Here is a 25,449-nt window from a genome sequence, read left to right as displayed (position 1 = left end):
ACCTTTAAAAGGGAGGAAAGAGAGAAATGAAAGAGAAACCAACAAAAGCAAAGAAAAAAGGCCGTACCATCCGCGCCTTTAAGAGAGACATCTCGCTTTGGCTTTTCTGTGTTCCGGGCGTGATCCTGACATTCATCTTCAGCTACATTCCGATGTATGGTGTACAGATCGCGTTCCGCCGCTTCAATGCGACGGCCGGAATCACTAAGAGCCCGTGGGTAGGCATGTACTACTTTGAGAGATTCTTCAACTCTCCATACTTTGCTTCCACCATCAAGAACACATTGATCCTGAGTCTGTACGGACTGGTTGTATCATTCCCGATTCCGATCATCCTGGCACTGATGCTGAACTCCTTCCGCCATAAGAGATACCGGAAAGTGATCCAGACCGTCACCTACGCGCCGAACTTCATTTCCACCGTAGTTATGTGTGGTATGATCATTCTGTTCCTGTCTCCGTCCGTCGGTGTTATCAACCACGTACTGGAAGCAATCGGAATTCCGGCGGTCAACTTCATGGCGAAAAAAGCCTACTGGAGACACATTTATGTGTGGACCGGCGTATGGCAGAGTACAGGATGGAGCTCTGTTATTTACTTCGCAGCACTCGCCGGCATCAGCCCGGAGCTGCATGAGGCGGCAAAGGTAGACGGCGCAACGAAATTACAGCTGATCCGTCACATCGACCTTCCGCTGATCATGCCGACCGCGACCATTCTTCTGATTATGAACTGCGGAAGCATTCTTTCCGTCGGCTTCGAAAAAGCCTTCCTTCTGCAGAACAACCTGAATGCCAGTGTATCCGAGATCATTTCCACCTACGTCTATAAGGTCGGTCTGATCAACAACGATATGTCGTATTCTTCAGCAATCGGTCTGTTCAACACCATCGTAAACATGGTTATGCTGATCATTGTCAATACGATATCTGATAAACTTTCGGGCAACAGCCTGTGGTAGGAGGAAACAAAAACATGAGTAAAGAAAATACCGCAGTGACAAAAAAGAAAATAAAACGCTGCAAAGAGGACGTCGTTTTTGACGCAGCCTGCTTCATTATCCTGACGCTGGTTCTGTTTGTTGTGGCATATCCGCTGTACTGGGTTATCATTTCATCCATCAGTGCGCCAAGCGCCGTATCGAGTGGTAAAGTACTGCTTCACCCGATCGGATTTACCCTGAAGGGCTACGCAGAAGTATTTAAAAACGACCAGGTTATGAGAGGCTTTTTAAACTCCCTGATCATCACCTTCTGCGGTGTCATGGTCAACCTGATCGTAACGCTTCCGACATCATATGCACTTTCCAGAAGCAATTTCTCCGGAAAGAAACCGATCACCATTTTTTACCTGATCACCATGTTCTTCGGCGGCGGTCTGATCCCTACCTATCTGGTTATTCAGAGACTGCAGATGCTGAACACGATCTGGGCACTGATTCTTCCGGGATGCTTAAGCGTATACAACATGATCGTGGCAAGAACCTTCTTCAAGTCGAACATTTCGGAAGAGCTGTATGAGGCAGCTGAAATTGACGGCTGCACCCAGGCGAGATTCTTTTTCCAGATTGCACTTCCGCTTTCCAAAGCGATCATCGCAATTCTGGTTCTGTACTATGGTGTCGGTCACTGGAACTCATACTTCTCAGCACTCGTTTATATTTCGGACAAAGCAAAGTATCCGTTGCAGCTGGTTCTGCGTAACATCCTGATCACGAACCAGACCGCGCTGTCCCAGACAGCAACAACTGCGGCAGCAAGAGCAGCACTGCAGGAAAAACAGCAGCTGATCGACGTTATGAAATACTCGCTGATCATCATCAGCAGTATCCCGGTTCTGGTTATGTACCCACTGGTGCAGAAGCACTTTGTAAAGGGTGTTATGATCGGATCCATGAAGGGTTGATTTACAAGAAGAAGTTTTTTTAACGATTTATCTGCCGCACGGGAAACGGCGGTATGTAAATAAAGAGTCCGGACAACGGACAGGCAAAAGCGCTTCCGGCGGGAAAATGCCGCCGGAACAACACAGGAGGGAAAAATCATGAAAAGAAAAGCAGTCGCAGCAGTTTTAACTGCAGTAATGGTGGCATCTATGTTTACCGGATGTGGAAGTGATAATGGAAGCAGCTCGGCAAAGAGTGCTTCTGCAGCATCCGCAGCATCCGCAGCAAACGACACCGTGGATGAGGACGGAAAAGTAAACGGCATTATGTATCAGGAAGGTCTTCCGCTGGTAGACGAGGGAGATTACACCTTCTCCATCTTCTGCGATGATTCCAGCGAATCCGGCGAGTTTATCATGCTCGATGAGTTCAAAAAACAGACCAATGTAGACGTTGACCTGAAAATTTATCCATACGAAACAGCAACGGAGAGACTGAATCTGGATCTGAACTCCGGAGATTACGCGGATGTGATCGGCGGATGGACCTTAAGCGATAATGCAATCCTCACCTATGGTGTAAACCAGGGCGTATTCATTCCGCTGGAAGATTATTTTGAGAAATATTGCCCGAACATTTCTGCGATCCTGGATCTGCCGGGTGTAAGAGAAAAAATGACAGCACCGGACGGACACATCTACACAATTCCGTACGTATGTACCGATACAACCGTTGGATACAGCCCATACATCAATACGAAATGGCTGGAGAATGTTGGCATGAGCATGCCGACCACTACAGACGAGTTTGAGGCAGTCTTGAAAGCCTTCAAAGAGCAGGATGCAAACGGCAACGGTGACGCTTCCGATGAAATCCCGTTCTCTACCGACCCGAACAACAAACATATCGAGGCTATGGCCGGTTACTTCGGACTTCCGATGAACAAACTTGGTATTGCAATCCAGAATGAAAAGGTTGTTTACGGCGGTGTCAGCGATACATACCGTGAGTTCCTTTCCTGGTTCCACAAACTGTATGCAGAAGGACTCGTAGACGTAGAGCTTTACACACAGGACAGCTCCACATGGGAAGGTAAAGGAAATCAGGACCTGTACGGCGTTTCCATCGCATACGGAAGCAACGAGTTTACCGGAATCCCGGCTGCAGAGGAAAGAGGCGATTTCGACTCCATGCCTGTTCTGAACACAGACAAAGACGGAATCTGGCTGCGCGATACGGAAGGCTTCAGCGTATACAGAACCCAGGCTGTCATCACAAACAAGGCAGAGCATCCGGAAATCATCTGCCGCTGGTTTGACAATGCATTCGCACTGGAGAACGGCATCGGCTGCAACAGAGGACCGGTTGGTGTGATTGTAAACAAAGAGGATGACGGATACCATGCGATTGACACCACCACACTGTCTGAGGAAGATCAGGAAAAATATTCCTGGGGCAATCTGTGGCCGCAGTCTCTGCCGAAATATCTGCCGGTAGACTTCGAGTTTGTAGAAGAGCATCCGATGTATGATGAGAAAAAAGCAACAGAGGAAGCTTATGAGGCAAATCTGACCAAAGAAATTATTCCGTCCTACTGGATTGACTTGGATAAAATTGATACCTTCTCTGATACGAACACAGCAATCAAAGATTTCTTTGAGCAGCAGCAGGCGCAGTTCGTATGCGGCGAGCTTGACATTGACAACGATGCTGACTGGCAGGCTTATGTAGATGGTATGTACTCTCTGGGACTTGAGGACTGGGTAGCAACTCAGGGTATCGAGGAAATCGCGAAATAAACAGGAAAAGGTAACGATATTTCCTGTGGCGTGAAAAAAGGCATATTACAGTGTAAAACGGTAATATGCCTTTCTTTTTGGGCAAGAACTGATATAATGGGAAGAAACAATAAAGGGGTAATTAGATCGGATAAAAAAGCTATGCCCGGAGTCTTTTAATCCGGGAGTACAAAAAAAGGAGGAGCTGGAAGAGATGATGCAGGACTGGTTTCGGAACGCGAAGCTGGGCATTTTTATCCATTATGGGATTTATGCGGTGGGTGATGTGTCAGAGTCATGGTCGTTCCACAACGGAAATATTTCTTATGAAGATTACATGAAACAGTGTGAAGGCTTTACAGCATCGAAGTTTGATGCGAAAAAATGGGCGGAGCTGTTTCAAAAAGCAGGTGCGCAGTACGTGGTTATGACAGCGAAGCACCATGACGGCGTGGCACTGTTTGATACCGGATACAGTGATTTAAGTGTTGTGAAGAAAACACCGGCAGCGCGCGACCTTGTAAAAGAGTATACAGCTGCCATGCGTGAGGCAGGTCTGAAGGTCGGCCTTTATTATTCGCTGATCGACTGGTCGGATCCGCGGTACCGCACGGTTTACCCGGAAGGAATGAAAAAAGAAGACTGTCTGAACGATATCTATGGTTCCCCGGCCGGAAAAGAGGAGGAGCCGGAGAAATGGCAGGAGTTTCTGGAATTCAACAATCATCAGTTAAAAGAACTGATGTCAAATTACGGAACGGTGGATCTTTTATGGTTTGATGGTGACTGGGAACGGAGCGCGGCACAGTGGAAGATGCCGGAATTCAGGGAATATCTGCATACCCTGAATCCGAACGTTGTATTGAATTCGAGAATGCAGGGCTATGGAGATTATGAGACACCGGAGCAGGGAATTCCGCTGTACGGACCGAAAGGCGAGTGGGAATTCTGTACGACAATCAACGATTCCTGGGGATATCGTCCATCGGACAATGATTACAAGAGCAGCGGTCAGATTGTGCGCATGTTCTGCGACTGTATCACCCTTGGAGGAAGAATGCTGCTGGATATCGGACCGAAGGAGGACGGAACGCTGGATGAACGCCAGGAGAAAGTTCTTCTGGATCTGGGCGGATGGATTCATGACCATAAGGAAGCGGTATTTGGAACAGAAAAAGGACTGGATTACAATCATTTCCTCGGCGGAAGCACGATTTCGGCGGATAAGAAGACGATGTATCTTTTCGTCTATGATAAGCCGCAGGAGACACTGTGTGTGAAAGGCATTAAAACACCGGTAAAAAGGGTGACGGTTCTGCATACGGGAGAGGAGCTCCGGTTCTCCTACACAGGTTCACTTCCATGGAGCGGCATTCCGGGAACGCTCTGGATCTGGGCCGGAGAGATGAGCATTCATCCGTTTGCAACGGTTGTGAAGGTGGAGCTTGAGGATGAGATCACCTACAATCTGGGACACGGGGAAGTCGTAACATTTAATGAGTAAAACGATTCGGACAGAGGAGCTTATGAGATGAAGAGAATAATTGGCTATGTAAATACGGCGGATTTAAATCATATGCGAGAAGAGGATGTGCGGGCACTTACCGTGATCAATATTGCATTTGGTCTGATCCGGGACGGAGAAGTTGTATGGGATGCAAAGGATGCACGGGATGGAATAGTATCCATTCGGAAAAGCAACCCGGAGCTGAAGATTGTATTGTCCGTAGGCGGCTGGGGAGCAGACGGCTTTTCCCAGGCTGCAAGAACAAAAGAGGGAAGAGAGCGGTTTGCTGCGAGTGCACTTGCAATTGTGAAGGAGTATGGTCTGGACGGCATTGACATTGACTGGGAGTATCCGGGCACATCGCTGGCAGGAATTGCGTCGGACAGATCGGATAAAGAGAATTATACGCTGCTTCTGGCGGAGCTTCGGAAGACACTGGACGCGTACAGAGAAGGCATGCTTGTAACGACAGCAGTCGGCGGAGATGTTTACTTTGCACTGCAGACAGATATGAAGGAGGCCTCCCGGTATCTGGATTATGTGCAGCTGATGACGTATGATCTGCAGGGCGGTTTCCAGAAGGTGACGGGACATCATGCGGCGCTGTATCACAGTGAGGGAAATTTGTTTGATGCATGTGTGCAGAAGGCAGTGAACGGTTTTGTAAATGCAGGCGTTCCAATGGAGAAGCTGATTCTTGGCGTACCGTTTTATTCCAGAAAATGGGATGGAGTAAAAGGCGCCGGATGCCGCAACGGGCTTGGAATGGAAGCAGAGACGGTCGGAGGATATGGCGGTGACTATGGCGAGCTCAAAGAGAGCTGGATCGGAAAGAGGGGATTTATCCGGTATTGGGATGAGCAGGCAAAGGTTCCGTATCTGTTTGACGGGGAAACATTTATCAGCTATGAGGACTGCGAGTCACTTGGGGTGAAAATTGCGTACCTGAAAGAAAAGGGCATGGGGGGCATTATGTTCTGGGAGTATAAATGCGATCCCAGCGGAGAATTACTTTCATTTATAAAGAAAAATATGTAGCGTAGTGACCCACAGCCGGTATGTGAAAAGGCTCCTCGCTCCGGTGTTCCTGAAAAATCGCAAGGAATCCTTTTTCACATGGCGTCTGCCGCCGGTGGGCGGATGTACGTTGTGGAGACGGATAGGAAAAAAGAGAAAGGGATAGATAGAATCATGATCTCAGAAAATTTGAAAAAATATGCAACGGAAAAATTTGAGGGACGGAGAGAGCTTCTGGCTCCGGTGATGCCTGTTATCGAAGAAAAATTGAAACAGTGCAGTGAAGAAGAGGTTGTGCTGATGAAGTTTCTGTATGGTACGATGCCGGTAAGGGATGCGGGAGAATATGGATTTAACCTTTTTCTTTCGTACGTGAAGCATGCGCTGATGCTGCGGGAGAAGGTGGCATGGTGTAAGGAACTGCCGGAGGATGTGTTTGTAAATTATGTGCTGTATGACCGGATCAATTCCGAGGATATTACGGACTGCAGACCGTTTTTTTACGAGCAGATTATGGGGCGTGTAGCCGGAATGAGTCTTTGGGAGGCAATTCTGGAGATTAATTACTGGTGTGCGGAGCATGCAACGTATGAGGCGACGGACAGCAGAACGGCATCTCCGATGACGATGTATCGGAGCGGAAAGGGACGCTGCGGCGAGGAGTCAACGTTTGCAGTTACGGCGTATCGGAGTGTCGGTATTGCGGCGCGGCAGGTCTATACACCAAGATGGGCGCACTGTGATGACAATCATGCATGGGTTGAGGTGTTTGTGGACGGCGAGTGGCATTTTCTCGGCGCCTGCGAGCCGGAAGAGGTGCTGGATACCGGCTGGTTTTCCGGTCCGGCGAATCGGGCAATTCTGATTCATACGCGGAACTTTTCGGATTATGTGAAGGAAAGTAACGAGGAGTATCTTGGAAAAGAAGGAGCGCTGTACTACTTTAACCATACAGATTTTTATGGCAGAACGAAGCTGGTGAAGATTCTTGTGAAGGATGAGAATGGAAAACCGGCTGCAGGAGCGCATATTGCGGTTGAAATCCTGAATATGGCAGAGTTTTTCCCGGCTGCAGTGATGATTGCGGATGCGGACGGAGAAGTTCAGATGACACTTGGCCTTGGCGATATCCGGGTACGGGCATTTGACGGAATACGCCGGGCAGAAGCCATGATGAGGATAGAGGAGGAAGATTCGCTGGAACTGGTGCTGCAGGAAGAGGCGGTTCCGTCAGCGGATGATACGTGGCAGACGCTGGAAATCCGGGCACCGAAGGAGGTGCCGGTACGGAATGTCGTTGCCACAAAGGAGCAGAAGGAGCGCAATGCGGCACGGATGGCAGAGGCGGAACGGCTTCGGAAGGCACGGTTTGCAGCATGCTTTGATGAGAAAAAAGCTGCTGCGTATCCGGAAGCGGAAGAGATTTTCCACCGGGCAGGAGAGAATTTTGAGGAGGTTTATACATTCCTTTCCAAAGATGAAAATCCGAACCGGAAGAAGCTGCTGTTTTCGCTGGAATTAAAGGATGCGAAGGACTTGAAGGCATCCGTTTTAGAGGATCATCTCGACTGTGAGCAGGGGGATCTTCCAGAGGAGATTTTCAGGAAGGATCTTCTTTGCCCGCGTATTTTCCTCGAGGAGCTGACGCCATATCGGAGCATGATCCGCGGATTTTTTGAGGAAGAGACAAAACGCAGCTTTGCGGAGCAGCCGGAACGGATCCTGGATTATCTTAAGAAGAATATTACCTTCCATCCAGAAGAAGAGTATGATACAATCATGGCAACGCCGGTCGGCGTCCTTACGATGAAACAGGGAAGTCCGCTGGCGCAGAAGATTCTGTTTGTGGCAATCTGCCGGAGTCTCAATGTAGCGGCAAGACTGAATCCGGTGACCCTGGAGCCGGAGTATTACCGTGATGGGGAATTCCACAGTGTGGAAACAGAAGCAGCTGTTTTGAAGGAGGAAACGGAAAGTGCGGTTCTGACACTGCGTGCGGAGGATGGAAGCGCATGGAAATACTATCAGACGTGGACCATCGGAAAGTGGAACGGAACGGTGTTTGAGACGCTGAATTACGAAGACATCGCATTCGATGGCAAAACACTGGATCTGACCCTGGAGCCGGGCTGCTATCGTCTGATTACAAGTATGCGTATGCCGAACGGTGACCAACATGCCGCATACCGCGTGTTTGAACTGAAGGCGGGAGAAGCAAAAGAGATTTATCTGGAAACCGTGAAAAAAGAGCTGGATGAGCTGTTAGAGCACATCGAACTGCCGGAGATCACGCTGGAGGATCTGGATGGAAAGGCGCATACCCTGAACGATCTCACCAAAGACGGCCCGATCCTTCTGGCCTTCCTCGGAACCGGAGAGGAGCCGACCGAGCATGTTCTGAATGAGCTGATCGAAATCACAGAGAAGTGGAACGCAAAAGACGCTGCCATGGCAGCCGTGCTCCGCACGAAAGCCGACCTGGAAAACACAACTTTCCAGAAAGCCCGCGCAGCAATCCACAACATGTCCCTCTACCTCGACCCATCCGACGACGCCCCGGCGATCGCCGAAAAAATGGGAATCGATGCAGAAAAACTCCCACTGCTGATCCTCGCATTGCCGGGAAACATCGGCGGACGCGCTTATGCCGGATATAACGTCGGCAGCGTCGGACTGATGCTGCGGCTGATGGAAGAGGCGGCGAAAGCGTAGGTTAATACTAAAAAACAGGCTGACGCACGAATGCGGCAGCCTGTTTTTTTAAAGAACGCCCAGTTTTTTCAACTGTGCTACGCCATCTTCATACCCCGTAAAATGAATTCCATGAATCCCTGCCTGCTCTGCGGCCTCGACGTTTGCTCTGGTGTCGTCGAGGAATACGCAGCGGTCCGGGGTGAGGGAGAATTTCTGGATCAGGTGCTGGTAGATCTCCGGTTCCGGTTTTGTTAAATGGCAGGTGCAGGAGAAGAGGGTTCCGTCCATGTAGGGGAGGAAGGGCATTTTCTCTTTGGTGCGCTCGAAGAGGTCTCCGGAGTAGTTGGAGAGGATGTAGAGGCGGTAGCCTTTTTCTTTTAAGGAGCGTACCCAGCTTTCTGCATACGGCAGCGGGGTGATGGTTTCCTCGCAGTGGGCGAAAACCTCTTTGATTTCTTCGGTGTATTCCGGGGCGAGGGAGCAGAATCCTTTTACAATCTCCGCCGGTGTGAGAATTCCGCGGTCGAACTGGCGCCAGTAAGGGCTTTCGAAGGTTGCGGCGGCGATTGCTTTCGTCTTTTCCGGACCGAAAGCAAAGCGTTTCAGATAGGACTCGTAGTCCCAGTTGACGAGTACGCGGCCTACATCAAAAATAATGGTATCAATCATGACTGTTTTTCTCCTTTGTCTGATTTGTCGTTCTCATCGCGGTGCGACAGAACCTTGGCAACCAGCATCATGGCATAGATGAGCACTGGTACGGTAATTGCACAGTAGAGGCAGAGAGTCAGCGCCTTGTGTGCAAACGGCGTGTCGATAAACGCAAAAATCATGGCGCCAAGCCCGAATCCGATCAGGAACGCGATGGCGAGAAGGGCTCCGATCTGTTTGAGTCGTTTCATAAAAATCTCCGATCGTTTACTGAAAATAAAATATAAAGAAACATAACCAAGTGTAGCACAGTTGAAAAGAAACATCCACCGCAAGTTTTAAGAATTTTTTAGAAAAAATTAATGGCGCTTTCGATTGCTTTTTTCCCTCAAAAGGGATAGAGTATTGGCATATACTTTGAAAAAGGAGAAACGAGAACAAAATGGATAAACTGAAAGAAAAACTTTCCCGCCTGATGTACGGCCGCTACGGCATCGATCAGCTGGGCAATTTTATGATGTGGGCGGCAGTTGCCATGATGATTTTCGGAGCGGTTGTACGGAGCTCCCTTATCTACACCCTGGCACTCGTCCTGATCGTCTGGGCGGATGTGCGCATCATGTCCAAGAACCATTCCAAACGGTATGCGGAAAACCAGAAATTCCTGGAACTGAAAAACCGCGTCGTCGGATTCTTCCGAGGCGGAACCCGTGCATTCAAGGATAAAGAGCACTGCTACTTCCGCTGCCCGTCCTGCCATCAGCAGGTGCGTGTGCCGAAAGGAAAAGGCCACATCGAGATCTGCTGCCCGAAATGCGGAACAAAATTCATCAAAAACACCTGATAAAAAGGAGCAGTGCGATTCATGTTTGGTTATGTGACCATCCGAAAGGATGACCTGAAAGTCAAAGATTACAATAAATATCAGGCATACTACTGCGGTCTGTGTCAGGATATCAAAGAGGCGTATGGAAAAAAGGGTCAGGCGATGCTGACGTTTGATATGACATTTCTTTCCATCCTGCTGACCGGGCTTTATGAGTGTGAGACAAAAGAAGAGGAGCATTACTGCTTTCTTCATCCCGGCAAAAAACATAAATGCCTGCGGAACAAATACACAAAATACTGCGCAGACATGAACGTGCTGCTCGCCTATTACAATCTGCTGGATGACTGGGAGGACGAGAAAAACTACGCGGCGTTTACAGTGGCAAAGGCTTTGAAAAAATCTGTGACACGCATCGAGGCATCGTATCCGCGCCAGACGAAAGTAGTGCAGGATTACCTCGAAAAGCTGCATGCATGCGAGAAGGAAAACAATCCAGACCTCGATCTTGCGGCGGGCTATACCGGAGAGGTGATGGCGGAGATCTATATTCCGGAGGAGGACATCTGGAGCGATGATCTGCGCCAGGTCGGCTTTTACATCGGAAAATTCATTTACCTGATGGATGCGCTTGATGACGTGGAAAAAGATAAAAAGAGCGGAAACTACAACCCGTTTCTGTCCATCGCAGATCAGCCGGACTTCGAGGAAACCGCAGAAAAAATCCTGCTGATGATGACGGCGGAAGCGTCGCGTGCATTTGAAAAACTTCCGATCCTGGAAAATGTAGACATTCTGCGAAATATATTGTATGCTGGTATCTGGGAAAAATACGAAATGCGAAAAAGCGCAAAAGAGCGCCAAAAAGAGGAGAAATAAAGACTGATGACAGATCCATATGAGGTGCTGGGCGTGTCCCGCGGGGCTTCGGACGATGAAATCAAAAAAGCATACCGAAAACTCAGCCGGACGTATCACCCGGATGCCAATATCAATAATCCGAATAAAGCAGAAGCAGAAGAAAAATTCAAACAGGTGCAGCAGGCGTACAAACAGATCATGGATGAACGCGAGCACGGCACCTCGTACCAGAGCGGAGGTTCGTCGTATGGCGGAGATGCTTACGGCGGCTATGGCCCGTTCGGCGGCTTTGACCCATTCGGCGGCGCGTACGGAAACGGCGGCTCCGCACGGAATGATTATGGAAATTCCGAGCAGGAAATGCGGCTGCAGGCGGCAGCCAACTACATCAACAGCGGCCACTTCCGCGAGGCGATGAACGTGCTGAACGACATTTCCGACCGCAGCGGAAAATGGTATTTCCTGCATGCGATCGCAAATTCGCGCCTCGGCAACAACATCAATGCCGTGCAGGATGCCGAGATGGCAGTCAAATTAGAACCGCAGAATCTGCAGTACCAGCAGCTTTTAAGCCAACTCCGGGGTGGGGGTCAGTGGTATTCCGACATGGGAAGCGGCTACGGCTACGAGAGAAGTGCAGGTGATCTCGGAAAATGGTGCTGTGAATGTATGGCAATCAATGCCATCTGCAATTGCTGTTGCTGCGGCGGAAGAGGATTTTTCTGCTGTTGATGAAAACGAAGTGTATAAAAACAAAAATACCGGGGAGAATAGGACTATCATCGAAATTCCCCTGTTCGATGAGACAGACAAAAGAAGAATAAGGAAATACTTATCCTCCCCTTAAAGACCCCGCTGCGGCCGCAAAAAACGGTCCGCCGCGGGGTCTTCCTTGTCTTTTCCGTACATCGAAAATCCTTGTGTTTCCTGTCAAAACAGATTATAATGAAAGAGATCGCAATCATGACCGGAAGCCCGATTAGATTCAGAAAAATACGGCACGGATCAGATAAAGAAAACAGAAAGAGAGAAAAGCTATGGAACGAAAAACAGCATGGAATGAGTACAAGAAAAAAGATATGAAAAAGCTGGAAAAATTAAACGCCAGCTACCGCGCATTCCTGGACAACGGAAAAACAGAGCGCGAGTGCGTAAAAGAGAGCGTGCGCCAGGCGGAAGAGGCTGGATACGTAAACCTTGACACTTACGTAAAAGAAAACCGTGCATTAAAACCAGGCGACAAAGTTTACGCCGTATGCATGAAAAAAGCCATCGCACTGTTTCAGATCGGAACAAGACCGCTGACCGAAGGTATGAATATCCTCGGCGCACACATCGATTCCCCGCGTCTCGATGTAAAACAGAACCCGCTGTATGAGGACAACGGATTTACATATCTCGATACCCACTACTACGGCGGTATCAAAAAATGGCAGTGGGTAACCCTTCCACTTGCCATCCACGGTGTGGTAGCGAAAAAGAACGGCGAAGTCGTTGATGTTGTGATCGGTGAGGACGACAACGATCCGGTATTCTGCGTGACAGACCTTCTGATCCACCTCTCCAGAGAGCAGCAGACCAAACCGGCAAGTACGGTAGTAGAGGGCGAGAACCTCGATCTTCTGATCGGAAGCCAGCCGCTGGAAGGAACAGAGAAAGATGCAGTGAAAGCCATGACCTTAAAGCTCTTAAACGACAAGTATGGCATCGAAGAAGAGGATTTCCTCTCCGCAGAGCTTGAAATTGTACCGGCAGGAAAAGCGCGTGAGCTTGGTATGGATGCCAGCATGATTCTTGCATACGGCCAGGATGACCGTGTATGCGCATACACTTCTCTTGTCGCAATGCTCGAGGTGGAAGCACCGGAGAAGACATCCTGCTGCCTGCTCGTAGACAAAGAGGAGATCGGAAGCGTCGGCGCAACCGGTATGCAGTCTCATTTCTTCGAGAACACCATGGCAGAGCTGCTTGCACTTGCAGGCGAGGGAACAGAACTGGCCCTTCGAAGATGCCTTGCTTCCTCCAGAATGCTCTCTTCTGATGTCAGCGCAGCATTTGATCCGCTGTATGCAGCAGCATTTGAGAAGAAAAACGCTGCATTTTTCGGAAAAGGTATCGTAATTAACAAATTTACAGGAGCAGGCGGAAAGAGCGGCTCAAACGATGCCAATGCAGAGTACGTCGGAGCTCTTCGCGCTATCTTTGATGATGCAAAAGTAAATTGGCAGACAGCAGAGCTTGGTAAAGTTGATGTCGGAGGCGGCGGAACCATCGCCTACATCATGTCTCTGTACGGTATGGAAGTGATTGATTCCGGTGTACCGGTTCTCAGCATGCATGCTCCATGGGAAGTAACCAGCAAAGCAGATGTTTACGAGGCCAAGAAGGCCTATGTGGCATTTTTGAAAAACGCATAAATAATATTGAGGAGGTTTGAAACGTTTGGACAGTGACATAGTCGGCAGTATTCTTTTGCAGGTCGTATTGATAGCGGTCAATGCGGTATTTGCCTGCGCGGAGATCGCTGTGGTCTCCTGCAACGACGCTAAACTGGAAAAAATGGCACAGGAGGGAAACAAAAGAGCGGCGAAGCTGTTTCATCTGACGGAACAGCCATCCCGTTTTCTTGCAACGATACAGGTGGTCATCACTCTGTCCGGTTTTCTCGGAAGTGCCTTTGCAGCAGAAAATTTTTCGGATCGAATCGTTTCTGCTCTTGTGGACGCGGGTATGAAGATTCCGGAAAAGACACTGGATGCGATTGCCGTTGTGCTGATTACGCTGCTTTTATCTTACATCACCCTGATCTTTGGCGAACTGGTGCCGAAAAGGATTGCAATGCAGAAGGCTGAGCAGATTGCGCTCGGGATTTCCGGTCTTGTAAGCGGTGCTTCGAAAGTGTTTGCACCGCTTGTGTGGCTGCTGACTGCATCGACAAACGGTATCCTGCGCCTTCTGGGGATCGATCCGGATGAGGACGACGATCAGGTGACGGAGGAAGAAATCCGGATGATGGTAGATGCCGGCAGCGAAAAAGGCGCGATCGACAATGAAGAAAAAGATATGATTCAGAACGTATTTGAGTTCGATGATCTGACCATTGATGAAATCTGCGTCCACAGAACCGATGTAGATCTTCTGTGGCTGGAAGACTCGATGGAGGAGTGGGAGCAGCTCATCCATGAGAGCCGCCACTCGTATTACCCGGTCTGCGGCGAAACTGTGGACGATATCATCGGCGTTCTGGATGCCAAGGATTATTTCCGGCTTCGCACCAAGGACCGCGATCATGTCATGAAAGAAGCAATCAAACAGCCTTATTTTGTTCCTGAAAACATCAAGGCTGCCACGCTGTTCCAGAACATGAAAAAGACCGGCAACTATTTTGCCGTGGTTCTGGATGAGTACGGCGGCATGGATGGAATTATCACCGTGCGTAACCTGATCGAGCAGCTTGTCGGGGACTTGAATGATGAGGCGGAGATCGGGCAGCCATCGGAAATTGAGCTGATTTCCACAGACACCTGGAAAATCATGGGAAGTGCCTCGTTGGATGATGTGGCGGAGGAACTGAAGATCAAACTGCCGGTCGATGAATATGAAACGTTCGGCGGCTACATTTTCGGCGAACTCGGTGCGGTTCCGGATGACGGCAGCCAGTTTGAACTCGAGACCGACGATCTCTGGATCAAGGTCATGCGGGTCAAAGAACACCGCGTGGAAAATACGGTGGTAAGGAAACTGCCTCCGAAAGAAAAAGGAGAGCAGGAGGAACGTAAGGAGAGGGAATGAAACGTGAACTGGATACAGCAGACCGGAAAATTGTGGAACTGCTGCAGGAAGATGCAAGGCTTCCGCTCAAAAGTATTGCAGACAAGGTAAGTCTCACTTCGCCGACGGTTTCGGCGAGAATCGACCGCCTGGAAAAGGACGGGGTGATCACCGGCTACCGTGCGAGTGTGAACCCGGAGGTTTTCGACTATCGGATCAAGGCATTCATCAATCTGGAGGTTGAGCCGGTGCGGAAAAAGGAATTCTATCCGTACATCACCGACTGCCCGAATGTGATCGAGTGCAACTGCGTGACCGGCGACTATTCGATGCTGATGGAGGTTGTGTTCCACACAACATCTGAGCTGGATCAGTTTATCGGCCAGCTTCAGCATTTTGGAAGAACGAAGACGCAGATCGTGTTCTCTACATCGGTGGAACACAGAGGAATTCCGCTCGGCGATACCAGAATCCCGATTCTGGAGCAGGAAGAAGAAAAAGGTTGATTTTCTGCGGACTTTCCGATATACTAAAGCGTGTTACAAAAACCGGAATCCCGCTAGGGGACGGCGCGAAAAAACGCGCTCAGAGAAACAGATAAAGGATGGATAATAACATGAGTTTATTACAGAATTGGCGTGATATCGCCTATAATCAGGAAGCAGACAAAAGACAGCTCCAGCAGTTCTGGACCAATTATTTCCTGATTGAGAAAAACATTTACGAGCAGCTTCTTTCCAACCCGGATGAAGTGGTAAAAGGAACCGTAAAAGAGCTGGCAGAGAAATACAAAGTGGACGTTATGACCATGGTTGGTTTCCTGGACGGCATCAACGACAGCCTTGTGATCCCGAACCCGATCGAGGAGATGGAAGAGGATACCGTTGTTACACTGGCTTACGATAAAGAGCTTCTGTACAAAAACATGGTAGACGCAAAAGCAGACTGGTTGTACAACCTGCCGATGTGGGATGAGATCTTCACAGAAGAGCAGAAGAAAACGCTTTACATGGAGCAGAAAAAATCCGGCACTGTAATCAAAGGCAAAAAAATCGGAAGAAACGATCCATGCCCGTGCGGAAGCGGAAAGAAATACAAATACTGCTGCGGTAAAAACGCATAAGAAAGAATTTTCGAGAAGAGACCGGGAAGCCGAAAGTTGAAAGGCTTCGCGGTCTCTTTTTCTATGAAGAGGGAGAAGCAGGATGCAGGAGACGGTAGTTTATCTGAAAAAAATTACACAGCCGGAGGGCGAAAAAAAAGAGCTGGAACGGGAACTCTCGCAGTGCGGATGGGAGCTGTTCCGGATGGGAATGCAGGAACAGTATGGGCTGGATGGAGAAAAGATAACGATCGAACGGAATGCGCACGGAAAACCGTACCTGCCAGGGCATCCGCAGATCTGTTTTAATATTTCTCATTCGGGGGAATACGCTGCCTGCGCTTTTGCTTCCATTCCGATCGGCATGGATCTGCAGCAGCACCGCCGCGCTGCCTGGGAGCGCATGGCAGAACGGTATTTTTCCGACGAAGACCAGAAACGCCTTGCCGCAGCGGAGAATGCTGAAACGCTGTTTTTCCGGATCTGGACCGAAGAGGAGAGCTACGGCAAGTGGAGGGGAACCGGTCTTTCGGGTTCTCTTGGAACGGAAAAGAAAGAGGGCTTCTGCATGCATTTCAGTCCGGAGAAAGGATATGAAGGCGCCGTCTGGGCAGCGGAGCCCGTGAAAATCTGCATGAAAAGAATAGAACCATAAAAATCGTGCATAACCTGTCCCGCCATCTCATATATATAACGATAAGAGGTGGTGAAGATGAAAAGGACAGGAAGACAAAAGGATATTGTTACGCCAGAGAAAAAACAGGAGCAAAGGGAACTTTTGCGCCTGTTTTCTGCGAATATACGGAAAATTCTGAAAAACACAGATCTGCTGGCCGATGACCTGCAGGAAATCCGTCTGCGGACCGGCGCGCCGCTTCTGGTGGTCGCAAAGGATCAGGAGTACTTTCTGACCCCGGACGGAGCACTGACCGGGGAGTGGGAGAAAGGTTATCCCGTCTCACCGACGGATATCCGCGATACGATGGATTACATAGGAAGTTTTTCCCTCTACGCCTACGAGGATGAACTGCGGCAGGGTTTTCTGACCGTGGAGGGCGGCCACCGGATCGGCATTGCCGGAAAGACGGTAATCGAAGGGGAAAAGGTGAAAGGCATCAGCCATATATCCTGCATCAACGTGCGGGTTGCTCATGAGAAAAAGGGCTGCGCGGACCGAGTGATGCCGTACCTTTGGGAAGACGGCCGTTTCCTGCACACCCTGATTGTCTCCGCACCCGGCTGCGGCAAAACGACGATGCTGCGCGATATCATCCGCCAGATTTCGGACGGGGAGTCGCCGTATCCGGGGCTGACCGTCGGTGTGGTCGATGAACGGAGCGAGATCGCAGGCTGCTATCTCGGCGTTGCGCAGAATGATGTCGGCATCCGCACCGATGTGCTCGACTGCTGTCCGAAGGCGGAGGGCATGATGATGCTGATCCGCGCCATGTCGCCCGATGTGGTGGCAGTCGATGAGATCGGAACGGGCGAGGACATCCGTGCGATCGAGTCCGTCGTTAACTGCGGGTGCAAGCTGCTCGCGACCGTGCATGGCAATTCCATGGAGGATATGAAGCAGAAGCCTCTCCTGAACCGCCTCGTGGAATCCCACGTTTTCGAGCGGTACATCGTGCTGGATGCGAAACCCCACGCCGGAAGCGTACAGGCTATTTTTGACGGAAGAGGAACGACACTGTACCGAAGGGAGGCGTTTCTGTGATGCGGCTTGCAGTTTTACTGGCGGCTTCTCTTGCCTGCGTCGGGATCGGCTTTGCAAAGAGTGCGGCGCTGTCGGCCCATGTGAAAGATCTGGAAACACTGCAGAAAATTATCCAGTATCTGCGTGGAGAGATTGTGACGGCGGCTTCCCCGCTGCCGGATGCGTTCTGGGAGACGGGAAGGCGGATGCGGGATCCGTACCGGGATTTTTTACAGGATATTTCCGAGGATATGCGCCGCCCGGACGGAAAGACACTGCCGGCGATTCTGGAAGAGAATACGGCAGTCCACCTGGCGGACACACGCCTTACAAAAGAAGAAAAAGAAGAGCTGCAGGAGGCCGGATGCAGCCTTGGCACCGGGGACCGCGCCATGCAGAAGGCGAATCTGGACCGGTATGAGGCACGCCTTGTGCAGCGGATCGCGGAACTGCAGAAAGGATTGCCGGAAAGGAAGAGGCTCTGTCAGAGTCTTGGAATCATGGGAGGCCTTTTTTTATTTTTGATTCTGGTTTAGGGCGTGTCTGAAAACGGAGGAGCAGGCGTGGAGGTCGGGATTCTATTTAAAATCGGGGCAGTCGGGATTCTGGTATCGGTCCTGTGCCAGGTATTAAAACACAGCGGCCGGGAAGAACAGGCATTTCTTGCAAGCCTTGCCGGTCTTGTGCTGGTGCTGTTCTGGATTCTTCCCTATATTTCCGCGCTGTTTGAGGACATCAAACAACTGTTTACAATTTAAGAGCAGGGAGAAAAAACGGAGGGGATCATATGGATATACTTCGGATCGCTGCGCTTGGCACGGCGGGCGTGCTGCTTGGAATCACAGTAAAGGGAGCAAAGCCGGAATTTGCCCTTCTTGTGACGGTCGGTGCCGGCCTCTGCATTCTTGCCGGGACCGTCGGAAAAATGCAGTATCTGCTCGGCATGCTCGCACAAATGAAATCGTATCTCCCGGTGGACTCATCGTATCTGAATACGCTGCTGAAAATGCTTGGGATCACGTATGTGGGGCAGTTTTCCGCCGGGATCTGTAAGGATGCGGGCTATTCTTCCATTGCAGGGCAGATTGAACTGTTCGCCCGCCTGGCGGTCCTTGCCGTCAGTATGCCAGTGCTGCTCGCTCTGCTGGAAACGGTTCATGATTTTCTGTAAAAAAGCCGGATGGGGCATGGCGCTGCTTTTTCTGTGTCTCATTTTCGGAACGGGAAGAACGCAGAAAATCGAAGCAGCGGATACCGAAACGGATCAGGCAGCAGCAGCGCAGGACGAACTTCTTGCAGAACTCGACTTCGATGCAATCCAGCAGGAAGTGGACAGCCTGCTGTCCAGCCAGCAGTTTTCTTTTGCCGGTACGGTGCGTTCTCTTTTGCAGGATGGCGATCCCTTCCGCACCTTCCGTGCCGGAAATGCCGTTCTCTCCTGTGCCAAAACAGCATTCCTTGCGCAGAAGGGGCTGATGAAGGAGCTGTTTCTCCTCGTTCTGGCAGGCGCGGTGCTCGGCAGTTTTTCCTCTCTCTTTGAAGGAAAACAGGTCAGGGACGCCAGTTTTTATATGGTCTATCTGCTTGCGCTTGCACTGATTCTGAAAAATTTCCAGTCGAGCGGGGAAAACCTGAAAGCTGTCATCACATCGCTGATCGCTTTTATGCGGATCCTGACGCCATCCTACTATCTGGCGGCCGCGGCCGCCGGGGGCGCATCATCAGCCGTGATGTTTTATCAGATGCTCCTTCTAGTGATTCTGGCTGTCGAAAAGCTTCTGCTCGCCCTCGTCCTCCCGATGATCCATATCTATCTGCTCATCGCCCTTGTAAACGATCTTTCCGGCGAGGAGATTTTGTCCCATATGACAGAGTTGCTGGAAACCTGCGTGAACGGCCTTTTAAAATCGTCGCTCGGCGTACTTGTGGGAATGCAGATGATCCGGAATCTGATCGCACCGGCGCTCGATTCCCTGCGGCAGATGGCACTCTGGCGGACTGCCGGAATGATTCCCGGCATCGGAAATGCGGTGAATGCTGTAACCGAGTTGGTGGCAGGCTCCGCGGTGCTGATCCGCAACTGCTTTGGCGTGACGGCAATGCTGGTACTGCTCGCAGCAGGCATGGTCCCCGCCGTTCAGCTTCTCGTTTCGGGTCTTTCCTTCCGCCTTCTCGCCGCGGCGGCGCAGCCCGTCTCGGACAAGCGGATCGCGGGATGTCTTGCGGCGGCAGGAAAAGGATATGCGATGCTTCTGCGTCTCCTTCTGACCGTAGAAGTCCTGTTTCTGCTGACGATTGCAATCCTGGCGGGAACTTTTTCCTAGAGCTTGTCTGAAAAAGGCTTTTCGTGAGCTGCGAGTCCCAGTTTGTGGGAGATTTTATCCGAATGAGGGCGGCGTAGCGGGCTACGGCAACCGAATGAGGGTAAAATATACCGCAAAGTGGGGCTTGCAGCTTGCGGAAATGGTTTTTCAGACACGCTCTAGCGTGTAGTTGGGCAGGCAGCGGCGGGAGGCGGCATGGTAGAAGAGATTCTGCAGTGGCTTAAGAATATTTCAATTTTTCTGATTTTTATGACAACTGTGCTGAACCTGATCCCGGAGAAGGAGGACAAGAAGCCGGTTCAGTTTTTTCTTGGAATTGTGATGGTATTGATTTTTTTCCAGCCCGTGCTAAAAGCGGGAGGTTTGGAGCAGAAAATGGCGCAGACGCTCGACCGTCTGACGCTGGAAGAGGAGGCAGCAGCAATGGAAAATGTACAGATTCGTGCAGAAAGCTTTGAAAAACAGTATTACGTGGGCGCCTGGGAAAAAGAGACGGAGCGCCAGATCCGGATGTATCTGTCAGAGAGCGGCATTCCGGGGGCAGCCGTTTCGGTAACGCTGGAGCCGGGAAACACCGGTGAGGCAAAAGAGATCCGCATTGAAGCGCCGATGCGGCAGACGAGCATTTACCGCGAAGAACAGAAAAAACAGCGGGAAATGCTCGATGAAAAGCTGACAGAGATCAAAAGTGTTTTAAGTGAGGTCTACGGAACCGATCCGGCGCATATTATGGTAGAGATTTCGGAATAGGCCTATGAGGGAAAAGGCAGCGGCGTTTTTCCGGAAACAGAAAAAGGAGCAGTGGATGCTGTACTTCCTGCTGGCGGCAATCGGCGTTGTCCTGCTGCTGCCGACGGGAACAAAAAAGACCGGTGAGGAGACAGAACAGCCGCAGGAGACGGCTGCGCGTCCGGCGGGAGATGCGGGAGCATCGGTGCAGGGGGAGATGGAACAGCGCCTTTGTGACGCACTTTCCCAGATGGACGGTGTGGGCGCAGTGCACGTCGTGGTGACGCTGGAATCCACAGGAAAAAAGATTGTGGAAAAAGATGTCCCAACGCGGAGCACAACGGAGGAAAACAAGAAGGGAGAGGAGACCGGAAGCGTTACATCCTCGTCGCAGGATGAGGCAACTGTCTATGAAAAGACACAGAACGGGGCCGAGACACCGTATGTGGTTTCCGAGGAGTACCCGGCGGTGCGCGGCGTGCTCGTTATCGCAGAAGGCGGGGGAAACCCGGTGACGATACAGGAGATTCAGGAGGCCGTGATGGCATTATTTCAGGTGGGCGCAAATAAGATTAAAGTAGTCAAAATGAAGTAAAGGAGTCAAATGCGTGGAAAAATTAGAACAGGAAATGAATGCACCTGAGAAAATGGCAGAGACACCATCGCCGAAAAAGACGGCCGGGAAAAAGAAAAAATTCCGGAAAAACCAGGTCATCATCACCGCCCTTGCGATCATGATCGCCGTCGCCGGATACATCAACTATGCGGACAGTACCCTGTCCACGAAGGAGAAGGCAGACGGAACCACGGCGGATGCCAGCACCGTTTTAAAAGACATCTCCAGCCTGGACACCGACATCACCGACGAGGTGGATGCCGGCACAGCAGGGGACTCGTCGCGGACCGTCACCGAAACGCCGGGAGAGGCAGTCCTTGCCGGGGCATCTACATACATGGCCCAGGCCAGAATCGACCGCGAACAGATCCGTTCCCAGAACAAAGACACCTTAAATGAAATCATCAACAACACCAACCTCTCCGAAACCGAGCGCCAGAGCGCTGTCCAGAGCATGGTGGAAATGACGGAACTCGTAGAAAAAGAGTCAGCAACCGAACTCCTCCTCGAAGCCAAAGGCTTCACCGACGTCGTTGTAAACCTGACCGGCGAAACCGCCGACATCGTCGTTCCGATGAAAGAAGTAACCGAGGAACAGCGTGCCCAGATCGAAGACATCGTAACCCGTAAAACCGGAATCGGCGTAGAAAACATCGTCATCACCCCCATGAGCTCCGCCGCCGACACAGCCGCAGAGGAGAGTGCTCAGTAAATTTTGATATCCACGTAAAAAATCCGGAAACGCAAAATCATGCGTTCCCGGATTTTTTCACGTAATTCTATTTAATTTGCACCATGTGCTGTTCTTGCAACCGTCTGCAGTGCTTTCTTCACCGGCGGCAGCGAGATCAGAATCACCGTCAGCACACCTTCAGCCAGCAGATAGCTGTAGTTGTAAATAATCGGATACAGCGCCTTTAAAGACTGCGGGAAATTCTCCGGCATATAATCCATCCAGTACAGATACCCGCCTAACGTATGGAAAAATCCCCTCGCCAGCACAGCTACAATATACCCGATCAGCAGCCCGTTTTTCTTCTTTCCAAAGAATCCGGCCACACCCAGCGCCGCAAACGCAAACACATAATCACAGCACACCTGGAACAGCGACAGCACATACGGCCCCTGGATAAACTGCAGCAGTCCATAAGCAAAACCAACGAGAATACCCGTCTTCGCCCCATACCAGTTCGCAATCAGCACAATAAACAGCATCGAAAACAACGTAACCGATCCCCCGTACGGCAGCTCAAACACCTTCACATACGAAGTCACAAACGCCAGCGCCATCCCCATCGCACAAAACGCCAGCTTCCTTGCATCCATTCCCGTCCCCTTACTCTTCTGAGCAGAAAGAACCGAAGCAATCACCACCAGCGCCACCATCAGCACCACGCATCCAACATAACCGGCCGTCGTCAGTCCGCCGTCAGCAGTAACAAAAAAACTCATAAAAAAACCTCCTTCGCATTCCGCTTGGAGGGGCTCACATAAAAACACAGTCCCGAATCACCTCCGAAACCACGTTCCAGCTTCCCTACGCAGGAATTATCCCGTTCAGGTAGTGAGGGTCCGTGAGCTTATCCCTGTCCCACGTTCTCAGCCAAAGGCTCCCCTAGCGTCTTATTATTTTAACGTATTAAAGTATACCAACCTCCCCCTTATTTGTCAACCTACCCGTTTTTTCATCCAAATACATGTTGACAAGAAGTACATACAAGTGCTATATTACAATTAGTTCAATCATTAAACTAATTGTACGAAAGGAGCACCAACACAATGCAGATTCTGAAAGTAACAGACGAAGCATTCCGCCAGTACGGCAAAGTCATCAAAGACCTCGACGTCAGCGACATCATCACCGCCATGTCCGAGACCCCATGTCCCGACGACGTAGTCTACGAGCCTTCCATTGAAAGTCTCGAAGCCTGCAAAAGCGCCCAGTCCGTATCCGACAGCCTCTACGGCGGCATGCCGATCCAGATCGGCTACTGCAACGGCCACAACCATTTACTGAACGCCGTAGAATACCACCGCGACAGCGAAATCAACATCGCCGTAACCGACCTGATCCTGATCCTCGGAAAAGAACAGGACATCACCGAAGACCACACCTACGACTCATCCAAAATGGAGGCCTTCTTAATCCCGGCCGGAACCACCATTGAAGTCTACGCAACCACCCTCCACTACGCACCATGCAACGTGGCAGCCAGCGGCTTCAAATGCGTCGTAGTCCTTCCAAAAGGAACCAATACCGACATCACCCTGGAAGAAAAACACACCCCGGAAGACGACCTGCTCTTCGCCAGAAACAAATGGCTCTTAAGCCACCCGGATGCAAACATCGCTGGAAGCGTAGCAGGCATCAAAGGAGAAAACCTCTCGGTAAAATAAAACCAGAGACAAAACCAGAAATCAGAAACACTGCCCCAAAAGAGCAGTTCTGAACATAAAAAGAAACCAAAAACCAAGAAAACCAAAAAAAGGAGGATCTTCAAAAATGATCAACAATACACCGGAAATCAAATTAGGTATCGTTGCAGTAAGCCGTGACTGCTTCCCGAACAGCCTTTCCGAGAACAGAAGAAAAGCAGTCGTAAAAGCATACGACGGAGAAATCTACGAATGTCCAATCATCGTCGAGAATGAAATCGACATGATGAACGCACTCGAAGACCTGAAAAAAGCAGAGTGTGATGCACTTGTTGTATACCTTGGAAACTTCGGACCGGAGACCGAGGAAACCCTGCTTGTAAAATACTTCGACGGACCTTGCATGGTAGTAGCAGCAGCAGAAGAGACCGGCGACGACCTTGTAGGCGGACGCGGCGATGCATACTGCGGCGTTCTGAATGCAAGCTACAACCTGAAACTGCGCAACCTGCACGCATACATTCCGGAGTACCCGGTTGGCGATGCAGAAGACGTAGCAGCCATGATCAAAGATTTCGTACCGGTTGCAACTGCAGTTGTAGCTGTTAAGAACCTGAAAATCATCAGCTTCGGACCGCGTCCGGCCAACTTCCTGGCATGTAACGCACCGATCAAACAGCTGTACAACCTCGGCGTAGAAATCGAAGAGAACTCCGAGCTTGACCTGTTTGAAGCATTCAACAAACACGCAGGCGACGAGAGAATCCCGGCAGTCGTAGAAGATATGGCAAAAGAGCTCGGCGAAGGAAACCTGAAACCGGAAATCCTGCCGAAACTGGCTCAGTACGAGATCACCCTGTTAGACTGGATCGAAGCACACAAAGGCTCCAGAAAATACGTAACCCTGACCGGAAAATGCTGGCCGGCATTCCAGACACAGTTCGGATTCGTTCCTTGCTATGTCAACAGCCGTCTGACCAAGATGGGCATCCCGGTATCCTGTGAGGTAGATATCTACGGAACACTGTCCGAGTTCATCGGAACCGTTGTATCCAAAGACACCGTAACACTCCTCGACATCAACAACACCGTTCCGAAGGATATGTATGAGAGCGAAATCAAAGGCAAATTTGATTACACCTTAAAAGATACCTTCATGGGATTCCACTGCGGAAATACCGCTTCCACCAAACTGGCATTCTGCTCTATGAAATATCAGATGATCATGGCAAGAACTCTTCCGGAAGAAGTAACACAGGGTACCCTCGAGGGAGATATCGTTCCTGGAGACATCACCTTCTATCGTCTGCAGAGCACATCTGACGCAAAACTGCGCGGATACATCGCAGAGGGCGAGGTTCTTCCTGTAGCAACACGTTCCTTCGGAAGCATCGGTATCTTCGCTATTCCGGAGATGGGCAGATTCTACCGTCACGTACTGGTAGAGAAAAACTATCCGCATCACGGCGCAGTAGCATTCGGACACTTCGGAAAACCGTTATTCGAAGTATTCAAAATGCTCGGTGTTGAAGTAGATGAGATCGGCTACAACCAGCCGAAGGGTGTTCGTTACCCGACAGAGAATCCGTGGGGCTAATCCGTTCCGGAAGAT

At 50.4% G+C, this 25,449-nt stretch carries 27 protein-coding genes, 2 pseudogenes and 1 riboswitch; of the genes and pseudogenes, 25 read left to right on the top strand and 4 right to left on the bottom strand.

Translation table 11 applies throughout. The features are described from left to right. The first annotated feature begins 26 nt into the window (after positions 1 to 26). The 6 genes from DWX00_RS13465 to DWX00_RS13440 all read left to right on the top strand — a co-directional run bounded on the left by DWX00_RS13465 (position 27) and on the right by DWX00_RS13440 (position 8,900). Positions 27 to 962 carry an ABC transporter permease gene (locus DWX00_RS13465; protein WP_022463174.1) on the top strand — a complete coding sequence of 312 codons (936 nt, stop codon included), beginning with the start codon at positions 27 to 29 and terminating at the stop codon, positions 960 to 962. A gap of 14 nt (positions 963 to 976) precedes the next feature. Next, positions 977 to 1,906: a carbohydrate ABC transporter permease gene (locus DWX00_RS13460; protein WP_022463175.1), complete on the top strand. Its 930-nt coding sequence runs from the start codon at positions 977 to 979 to the stop codon at positions 1,904 to 1,906. Between the two features lie 138 nt (positions 1,907 to 2,044). Continuing rightward, entirely contained in the window at positions 2,045 to 3,685 is a 1,641-nt protein-coding gene (locus tag DWX00_RS13455; protein ID WP_055264780.1) for an extracellular solute-binding protein, read from the top strand. A gap of 130 nt (positions 3,686 to 3,815) precedes the next feature. Continuing rightward, positions 3,816 to 5,168 carry an alpha-L-fucosidase gene (locus DWX00_RS13450; RefSeq protein ID WP_330376962.1) on the top strand — a complete coding sequence of 451 codons (1,353 nt, stop codon included), beginning with the start codon at positions 3,816 to 3,818 and terminating at the stop codon, positions 5,166 to 5,168. Positions 5,169 to 5,195: 27 nt separating this feature from the next. After that, positions 5,196 to 6,209 carry a glycoside hydrolase family 18 protein gene (locus tag DWX00_RS13445; RefSeq protein ID WP_117510263.1) on the top strand — a complete coding sequence of 338 codons (1,014 nt, stop codon included), beginning with the start codon at positions 5,196 to 5,198 and terminating at the stop codon, positions 6,207 to 6,209. Between the two features lie 153 nt (positions 6,210 to 6,362). Next, entirely contained in the window at positions 6,363 to 8,900 is a 2,538-nt protein-coding gene (locus tag DWX00_RS13440; RefSeq protein ID WP_118595542.1) for a transglutaminase domain-containing protein, read from the top strand. A 48-nt stretch (positions 8,901 to 8,948) separates the two neighbouring features. Here DWX00_RS13440 and DWX00_RS13435 read toward each other — a convergent pair whose 3' ends face one another. Both DWX00_RS13435 and DWX00_RS13430 read right to left on the bottom strand, forming a co-directional pair. Then, positions 8,949 to 9,551: an HAD family hydrolase gene (locus DWX00_RS13435; protein WP_118595528.1), complete on the bottom strand. Its 603-nt coding sequence runs from the start codon at positions 9,549 to 9,551 to the stop codon at positions 8,949 to 8,951. Further along, a complete protein-coding gene (locus tag DWX00_RS13430) occupies positions 9,548 to 9,784 on the bottom strand; it encodes a hypothetical protein (protein WP_118595527.1) in 237 nt (78 codons plus the stop codon). The genes DWX00_RS13435 and DWX00_RS13430 overlap by 4 nt, the downstream gene beginning before the upstream one ends. A gap of 191 nt (positions 9,785 to 9,975) precedes the next feature. On the opposite strand from DWX00_RS13430, the gene DWX00_RS13425 reads away from it, so the two are divergent. The 14 genes and pseudogenes from DWX00_RS13425 to DWX00_RS20600 all read left to right on the top strand — a co-directional run. Beyond that, positions 9,976 to 10,377, top strand: coding sequence for a hypothetical protein (locus DWX00_RS13425; protein WP_118595526.1), 402 nt, complete (start codon positions 9,976 to 9,978; stop codon positions 10,375 to 10,377). Between the two features lie 21 nt (positions 10,378 to 10,398). Continuing rightward, entirely contained in the window at positions 10,399 to 11,238 is an 840-nt protein-coding gene (locus DWX00_RS13420; protein WP_118595525.1) for a DUF5685 family protein, read from the top strand. Between the two features lie 6 nt (positions 11,239 to 11,244). Continuing rightward, positions 11,245 to 11,952 carry a J domain-containing protein gene (locus tag DWX00_RS13415; protein ID WP_117805014.1) on the top strand — a complete coding sequence of 236 codons (708 nt, stop codon included), beginning with the start codon at positions 11,245 to 11,247 and terminating at the stop codon, positions 11,950 to 11,952. A gap of 305 nt (positions 11,953 to 12,257) precedes the next feature. After that, complete coding sequence (locus DWX00_RS13410; protein WP_118595524.1) at positions 12,258 to 13,637, top strand: aminopeptidase; 1,380 nt, start codon at positions 12,258 to 12,260, stop codon at positions 13,635 to 13,637. A 25-nt stretch (positions 13,638 to 13,662) separates the two neighbouring features. After that, positions 13,663 to 15,012 carry a hemolysin family protein gene (locus DWX00_RS13405; RefSeq protein WP_243038014.1) on the top strand — a complete coding sequence of 450 codons (1,350 nt, stop codon included), beginning with the start codon at positions 13,663 to 13,665 and terminating at the stop codon, positions 15,010 to 15,012. 8 nt (positions 15,013 to 15,020) lie between these two features. Continuing rightward, a complete protein-coding gene (locus DWX00_RS13400) occupies positions 15,021 to 15,497 on the top strand; it encodes an Lrp/AsnC family transcriptional regulator (RefSeq protein ID WP_055221452.1) in 477 nt (158 codons plus the stop codon). Between the two features lie 110 nt (positions 15,498 to 15,607). Continuing rightward, complete coding sequence (locus DWX00_RS13395; protein ID WP_022463188.1) at positions 15,608 to 16,114, top strand: SEC-C metal-binding domain-containing protein; 507 nt, start codon at positions 15,608 to 15,610, stop codon at positions 16,112 to 16,114. Positions 16,115 to 16,196: 82 nt separating this feature from the next. Beyond that, positions 16,197 to 16,748: a 4'-phosphopantetheinyl transferase family protein gene (locus DWX00_RS13390; protein WP_118595523.1), complete on the top strand. Its 552-nt coding sequence runs from the start codon at positions 16,197 to 16,199 to the stop codon at positions 16,746 to 16,748. 57 nt (positions 16,749 to 16,805) lie between these two features. Next, entirely contained in the window at positions 16,806 to 17,813 is a 1,008-nt protein-coding gene (gene spoIIIAA / locus DWX00_RS13385) for a stage III sporulation protein AA (protein WP_055228503.1), read from the top strand. Then, complete coding sequence (locus tag DWX00_RS13380; protein ID WP_055221399.1) at positions 17,813 to 18,328, top strand: stage III sporulation protein AB; 516 nt, start codon at positions 17,813 to 17,815, stop codon at positions 18,326 to 18,328. The genes spoIIIAA and DWX00_RS13380 overlap by 1 nt, the downstream gene beginning before the upstream one ends. A 27-nt stretch (positions 18,329 to 18,355) precedes the next feature. Beyond that, on the top strand, positions 18,356 to 18,550 hold the full coding sequence (gene spoIIIAC / locus DWX00_RS13375; RefSeq protein ID WP_022463192.1) for a stage III sporulation protein AC: 195 nt from the start codon (positions 18,356 to 18,358) through the stop codon (positions 18,548 to 18,550). 29 nt (positions 18,551 to 18,579) lie between these two features. Continuing rightward, positions 18,580 to 18,963 carry a SpoIIIAC/SpoIIIAD family protein gene (locus DWX00_RS13370; RefSeq protein WP_055221401.1) on the top strand — a complete coding sequence of 128 codons (384 nt, stop codon included), beginning with the start codon at positions 18,580 to 18,582 and terminating at the stop codon, positions 18,961 to 18,963. Continuing rightward, positions 18,950 to 20,116: a stage III sporulation protein AE gene (locus DWX00_RS13365; RefSeq protein ID WP_158578866.1), complete on the top strand. Its 1,167-nt coding sequence runs from the start codon at positions 18,950 to 18,952 to the stop codon at positions 20,114 to 20,116. The genes DWX00_RS13370 and DWX00_RS13365 overlap by 14 nt, the downstream gene beginning before the upstream one ends. Then, a pseudogene (locus tag DWX00_RS20600) lies at positions 20,088 to 20,219 on the top strand (DUF6783 domain-containing protein); the annotation flags it as partial. The gene DWX00_RS13365 and the pseudogene DWX00_RS20600, both read left to right, overlap by 29 nt. Here DWX00_RS20600 and DWX00_RS20595 read toward each other — a convergent pair. Continuing rightward, positions 20,169 to 20,297 (bottom strand): annotated as a pseudogene (locus DWX00_RS20595) (DUF6783 domain-containing protein); the annotation flags it as partial. The pseudogenes DWX00_RS20600 and DWX00_RS20595 overlap by 51 nt on opposite strands. Positions 20,298 to 20,311: 14 nt before the next feature. Here DWX00_RS20595 and DWX00_RS13360 point away from each other — a divergent pair. The 3 genes from DWX00_RS13360 to DWX00_RS13350 are packed head-to-tail and all read left to right on the top strand — an operon-like array spanning position 20,312 to position 22,173. Continuing rightward, a complete protein-coding gene (locus DWX00_RS13360; protein WP_022463195.1) occupies positions 20,312 to 20,866 on the top strand; it encodes a stage III sporulation protein AF in 555 nt (184 codons plus the stop codon). A gap of 4 nt (positions 20,867 to 20,870) precedes the next feature. Then, positions 20,871 to 21,440 (top strand): stage III sporulation protein AG, encoded by a 570-nt coding sequence (locus DWX00_RS13355; RefSeq protein ID WP_118595521.1) that lies wholly within the window; start codon positions 20,871 to 20,873, stop codon positions 21,438 to 21,440. A gap of 13 nt (positions 21,441 to 21,453) precedes the next feature. Further along, positions 21,454 to 22,173 (top strand): SpoIIIAH-like family protein, encoded by a 720-nt coding sequence (locus DWX00_RS13350; RefSeq protein ID WP_238033485.1) that lies wholly within the window; start codon positions 21,454 to 21,456, stop codon positions 22,171 to 22,173. Between the two features lie 71 nt (positions 22,174 to 22,244). Here the strand turns inward: DWX00_RS13350 and DWX00_RS13345 are convergent, their stop codons facing one another. Then, complete coding sequence (locus tag DWX00_RS13345; RefSeq protein ID WP_055221407.1) at positions 22,245 to 22,913, bottom strand: energy-coupled thiamine transporter ThiT; 669 nt, start codon at positions 22,911 to 22,913, stop codon at positions 22,245 to 22,247. A gap of 65 nt (positions 22,914 to 22,978) precedes the next feature. Further along, a riboswitch (TPP riboswitch) is annotated at positions 22,979 to 23,088 on the bottom strand. 152 nt (positions 23,089 to 23,240) lie between these two features. Here DWX00_RS13345 and DWX00_RS13340 point away from each other — a divergent pair. After that, positions 23,241 to 23,858, top strand: a complete 618-nt coding sequence (locus tag DWX00_RS13340; protein ID WP_055221409.1) for a DUF4867 family protein — start codon at positions 23,241 to 23,243, stop codon at positions 23,856 to 23,858. A 109-nt stretch (positions 23,859 to 23,967) separates the two neighbouring features. Then, entirely contained in the window at positions 23,968 to 25,434 is a 1,467-nt protein-coding gene (locus DWX00_RS13335; RefSeq protein WP_118595540.1) for an L-fucose/L-arabinose isomerase family protein, read from the top strand. Positions 25,435 to 25,449 lie beyond the last annotated feature (15 nt).

Source organism: Blautia sp. AF17-9LB, from assembly GCF_003479185.1.
GTDB classification, from domain to species: domain Bacteria; phylum Bacillota; class Clostridia; order Lachnospirales; family Lachnospiraceae; genus Fusicatenibacter; species Fusicatenibacter saccharivorans.
The sequence above is the reverse complement of the archived record's forward strand: the minus strand, read 5'-3'. Positions and strand labels throughout refer to the sequence as shown.

What these genes read in the sequence shown, in the direction of transcription:
- DWX00_RS13365 (WP_158578866.1), top strand. Translation starts at nt 18,950, where the DNA reads ATGATTTTCTGTAAAAAAGCCGGATGGGGCATGGCGCTGCTTTTTCTG.
- DWX00_RS13425 (WP_118595526.1), top strand. Translation starts at nt 9,976, where the DNA reads ATGGATAAACTGAAAGAAAAACTTTCCCGCCTGATGTACGGCCGCTAC.
- DWX00_RS13460 (WP_022463175.1), top strand. Translation starts at nt 977, where the DNA reads ATGAGTAAAGAAAATACCGCAGTGACAAAAAAGAAAATAAAACGCTGC.
- DWX00_RS13445 (WP_117510263.1), top strand. Translation starts at nt 5,196, where the DNA reads ATGAAGAGAATAATTGGCTATGTAAATACGGCGGATTTAAATCATATG.
- DWX00_RS13440 (WP_118595542.1), top strand. Translation starts at nt 6,363, where the DNA reads ATGATCTCAGAAAATTTGAAAAAATATGCAACGGAAAAATTTGAGGGA.
- DWX00_RS13430 (WP_118595527.1), bottom strand. Translation starts at nt 9,784, where the DNA reads ATGAAACGACTCAAACAGATCGGAGCCCTTCTCGCCATCGCGTTCCTG.
- DWX00_RS13465 (WP_022463174.1), top strand. Translation starts at nt 27, where the DNA reads ATGAAAGAGAAACCAACAAAAGCAAAGAAAAAAGGCCGTACCATCCGC.
- DWX00_RS13420 (WP_118595525.1), top strand. Translation starts at nt 10,399, where the DNA reads ATGTTTGGTTATGTGACCATCCGAAAGGATGACCTGAAAGTCAAAGAT.
- DWX00_RS13380 (WP_055221399.1), top strand. Translation starts at nt 17,813, where the DNA reads ATGCGGCTTGCAGTTTTACTGGCGGCTTCTCTTGCCTGCGTCGGGATC.
- DWX00_RS13435 (WP_118595528.1), bottom strand. Translation starts at nt 9,551, where the DNA reads ATGATTGATACCATTATTTTTGATGTAGGCCGCGTACTCGTCAACTGG.
- DWX00_RS13340 (WP_055221409.1), top strand. Translation starts at nt 23,241, where the DNA reads ATGCAGATTCTGAAAGTAACAGACGAAGCATTCCGCCAGTACGGCAAA.
- DWX00_RS13395 (WP_022463188.1), top strand. Translation starts at nt 15,608, where the DNA reads ATGAGTTTATTACAGAATTGGCGTGATATCGCCTATAATCAGGAAGCA.
- DWX00_RS13360 (WP_022463195.1), top strand. Translation starts at nt 20,312, where the DNA reads ATGGTAGAAGAGATTCTGCAGTGGCTTAAGAATATTTCAATTTTTCTG.
- DWX00_RS13455 (WP_055264780.1), top strand. Translation starts at nt 2,045, where the DNA reads ATGAAAAGAAAAGCAGTCGCAGCAGTTTTAACTGCAGTAATGGTGGCA.
- DWX00_RS13345 (WP_055221407.1), bottom strand. Translation starts at nt 22,913, where the DNA reads ATGAGTTTTTTTGTTACTGCTGACGGCGGACTGACGACGGCCGGTTAT.
- spoIIIAA (WP_055228503.1), top strand. Translation starts at nt 16,806, where the DNA reads ATGAAAAGGACAGGAAGACAAAAGGATATTGTTACGCCAGAGAAAAAA.
- DWX00_RS13390 (WP_118595523.1), top strand. Translation starts at nt 16,197, where the DNA reads ATGCAGGAGACGGTAGTTTATCTGAAAAAAATTACACAGCCGGAGGGC.
- DWX00_RS13355 (WP_118595521.1), top strand. Translation starts at nt 20,871, where the DNA reads ATGAGGGAAAAGGCAGCGGCGTTTTTCCGGAAACAGAAAAAGGAGCAG.
- DWX00_RS13410 (WP_118595524.1), top strand. Translation starts at nt 12,258, where the DNA reads ATGGAACGAAAAACAGCATGGAATGAGTACAAGAAAAAAGATATGAAA.
- DWX00_RS13370 (WP_055221401.1), top strand. Translation starts at nt 18,580, where the DNA reads ATGGATATACTTCGGATCGCTGCGCTTGGCACGGCGGGCGTGCTGCTT.
- DWX00_RS13415 (WP_117805014.1), top strand. Translation starts at nt 11,245, where the DNA reads ATGACAGATCCATATGAGGTGCTGGGCGTGTCCCGCGGGGCTTCGGAC.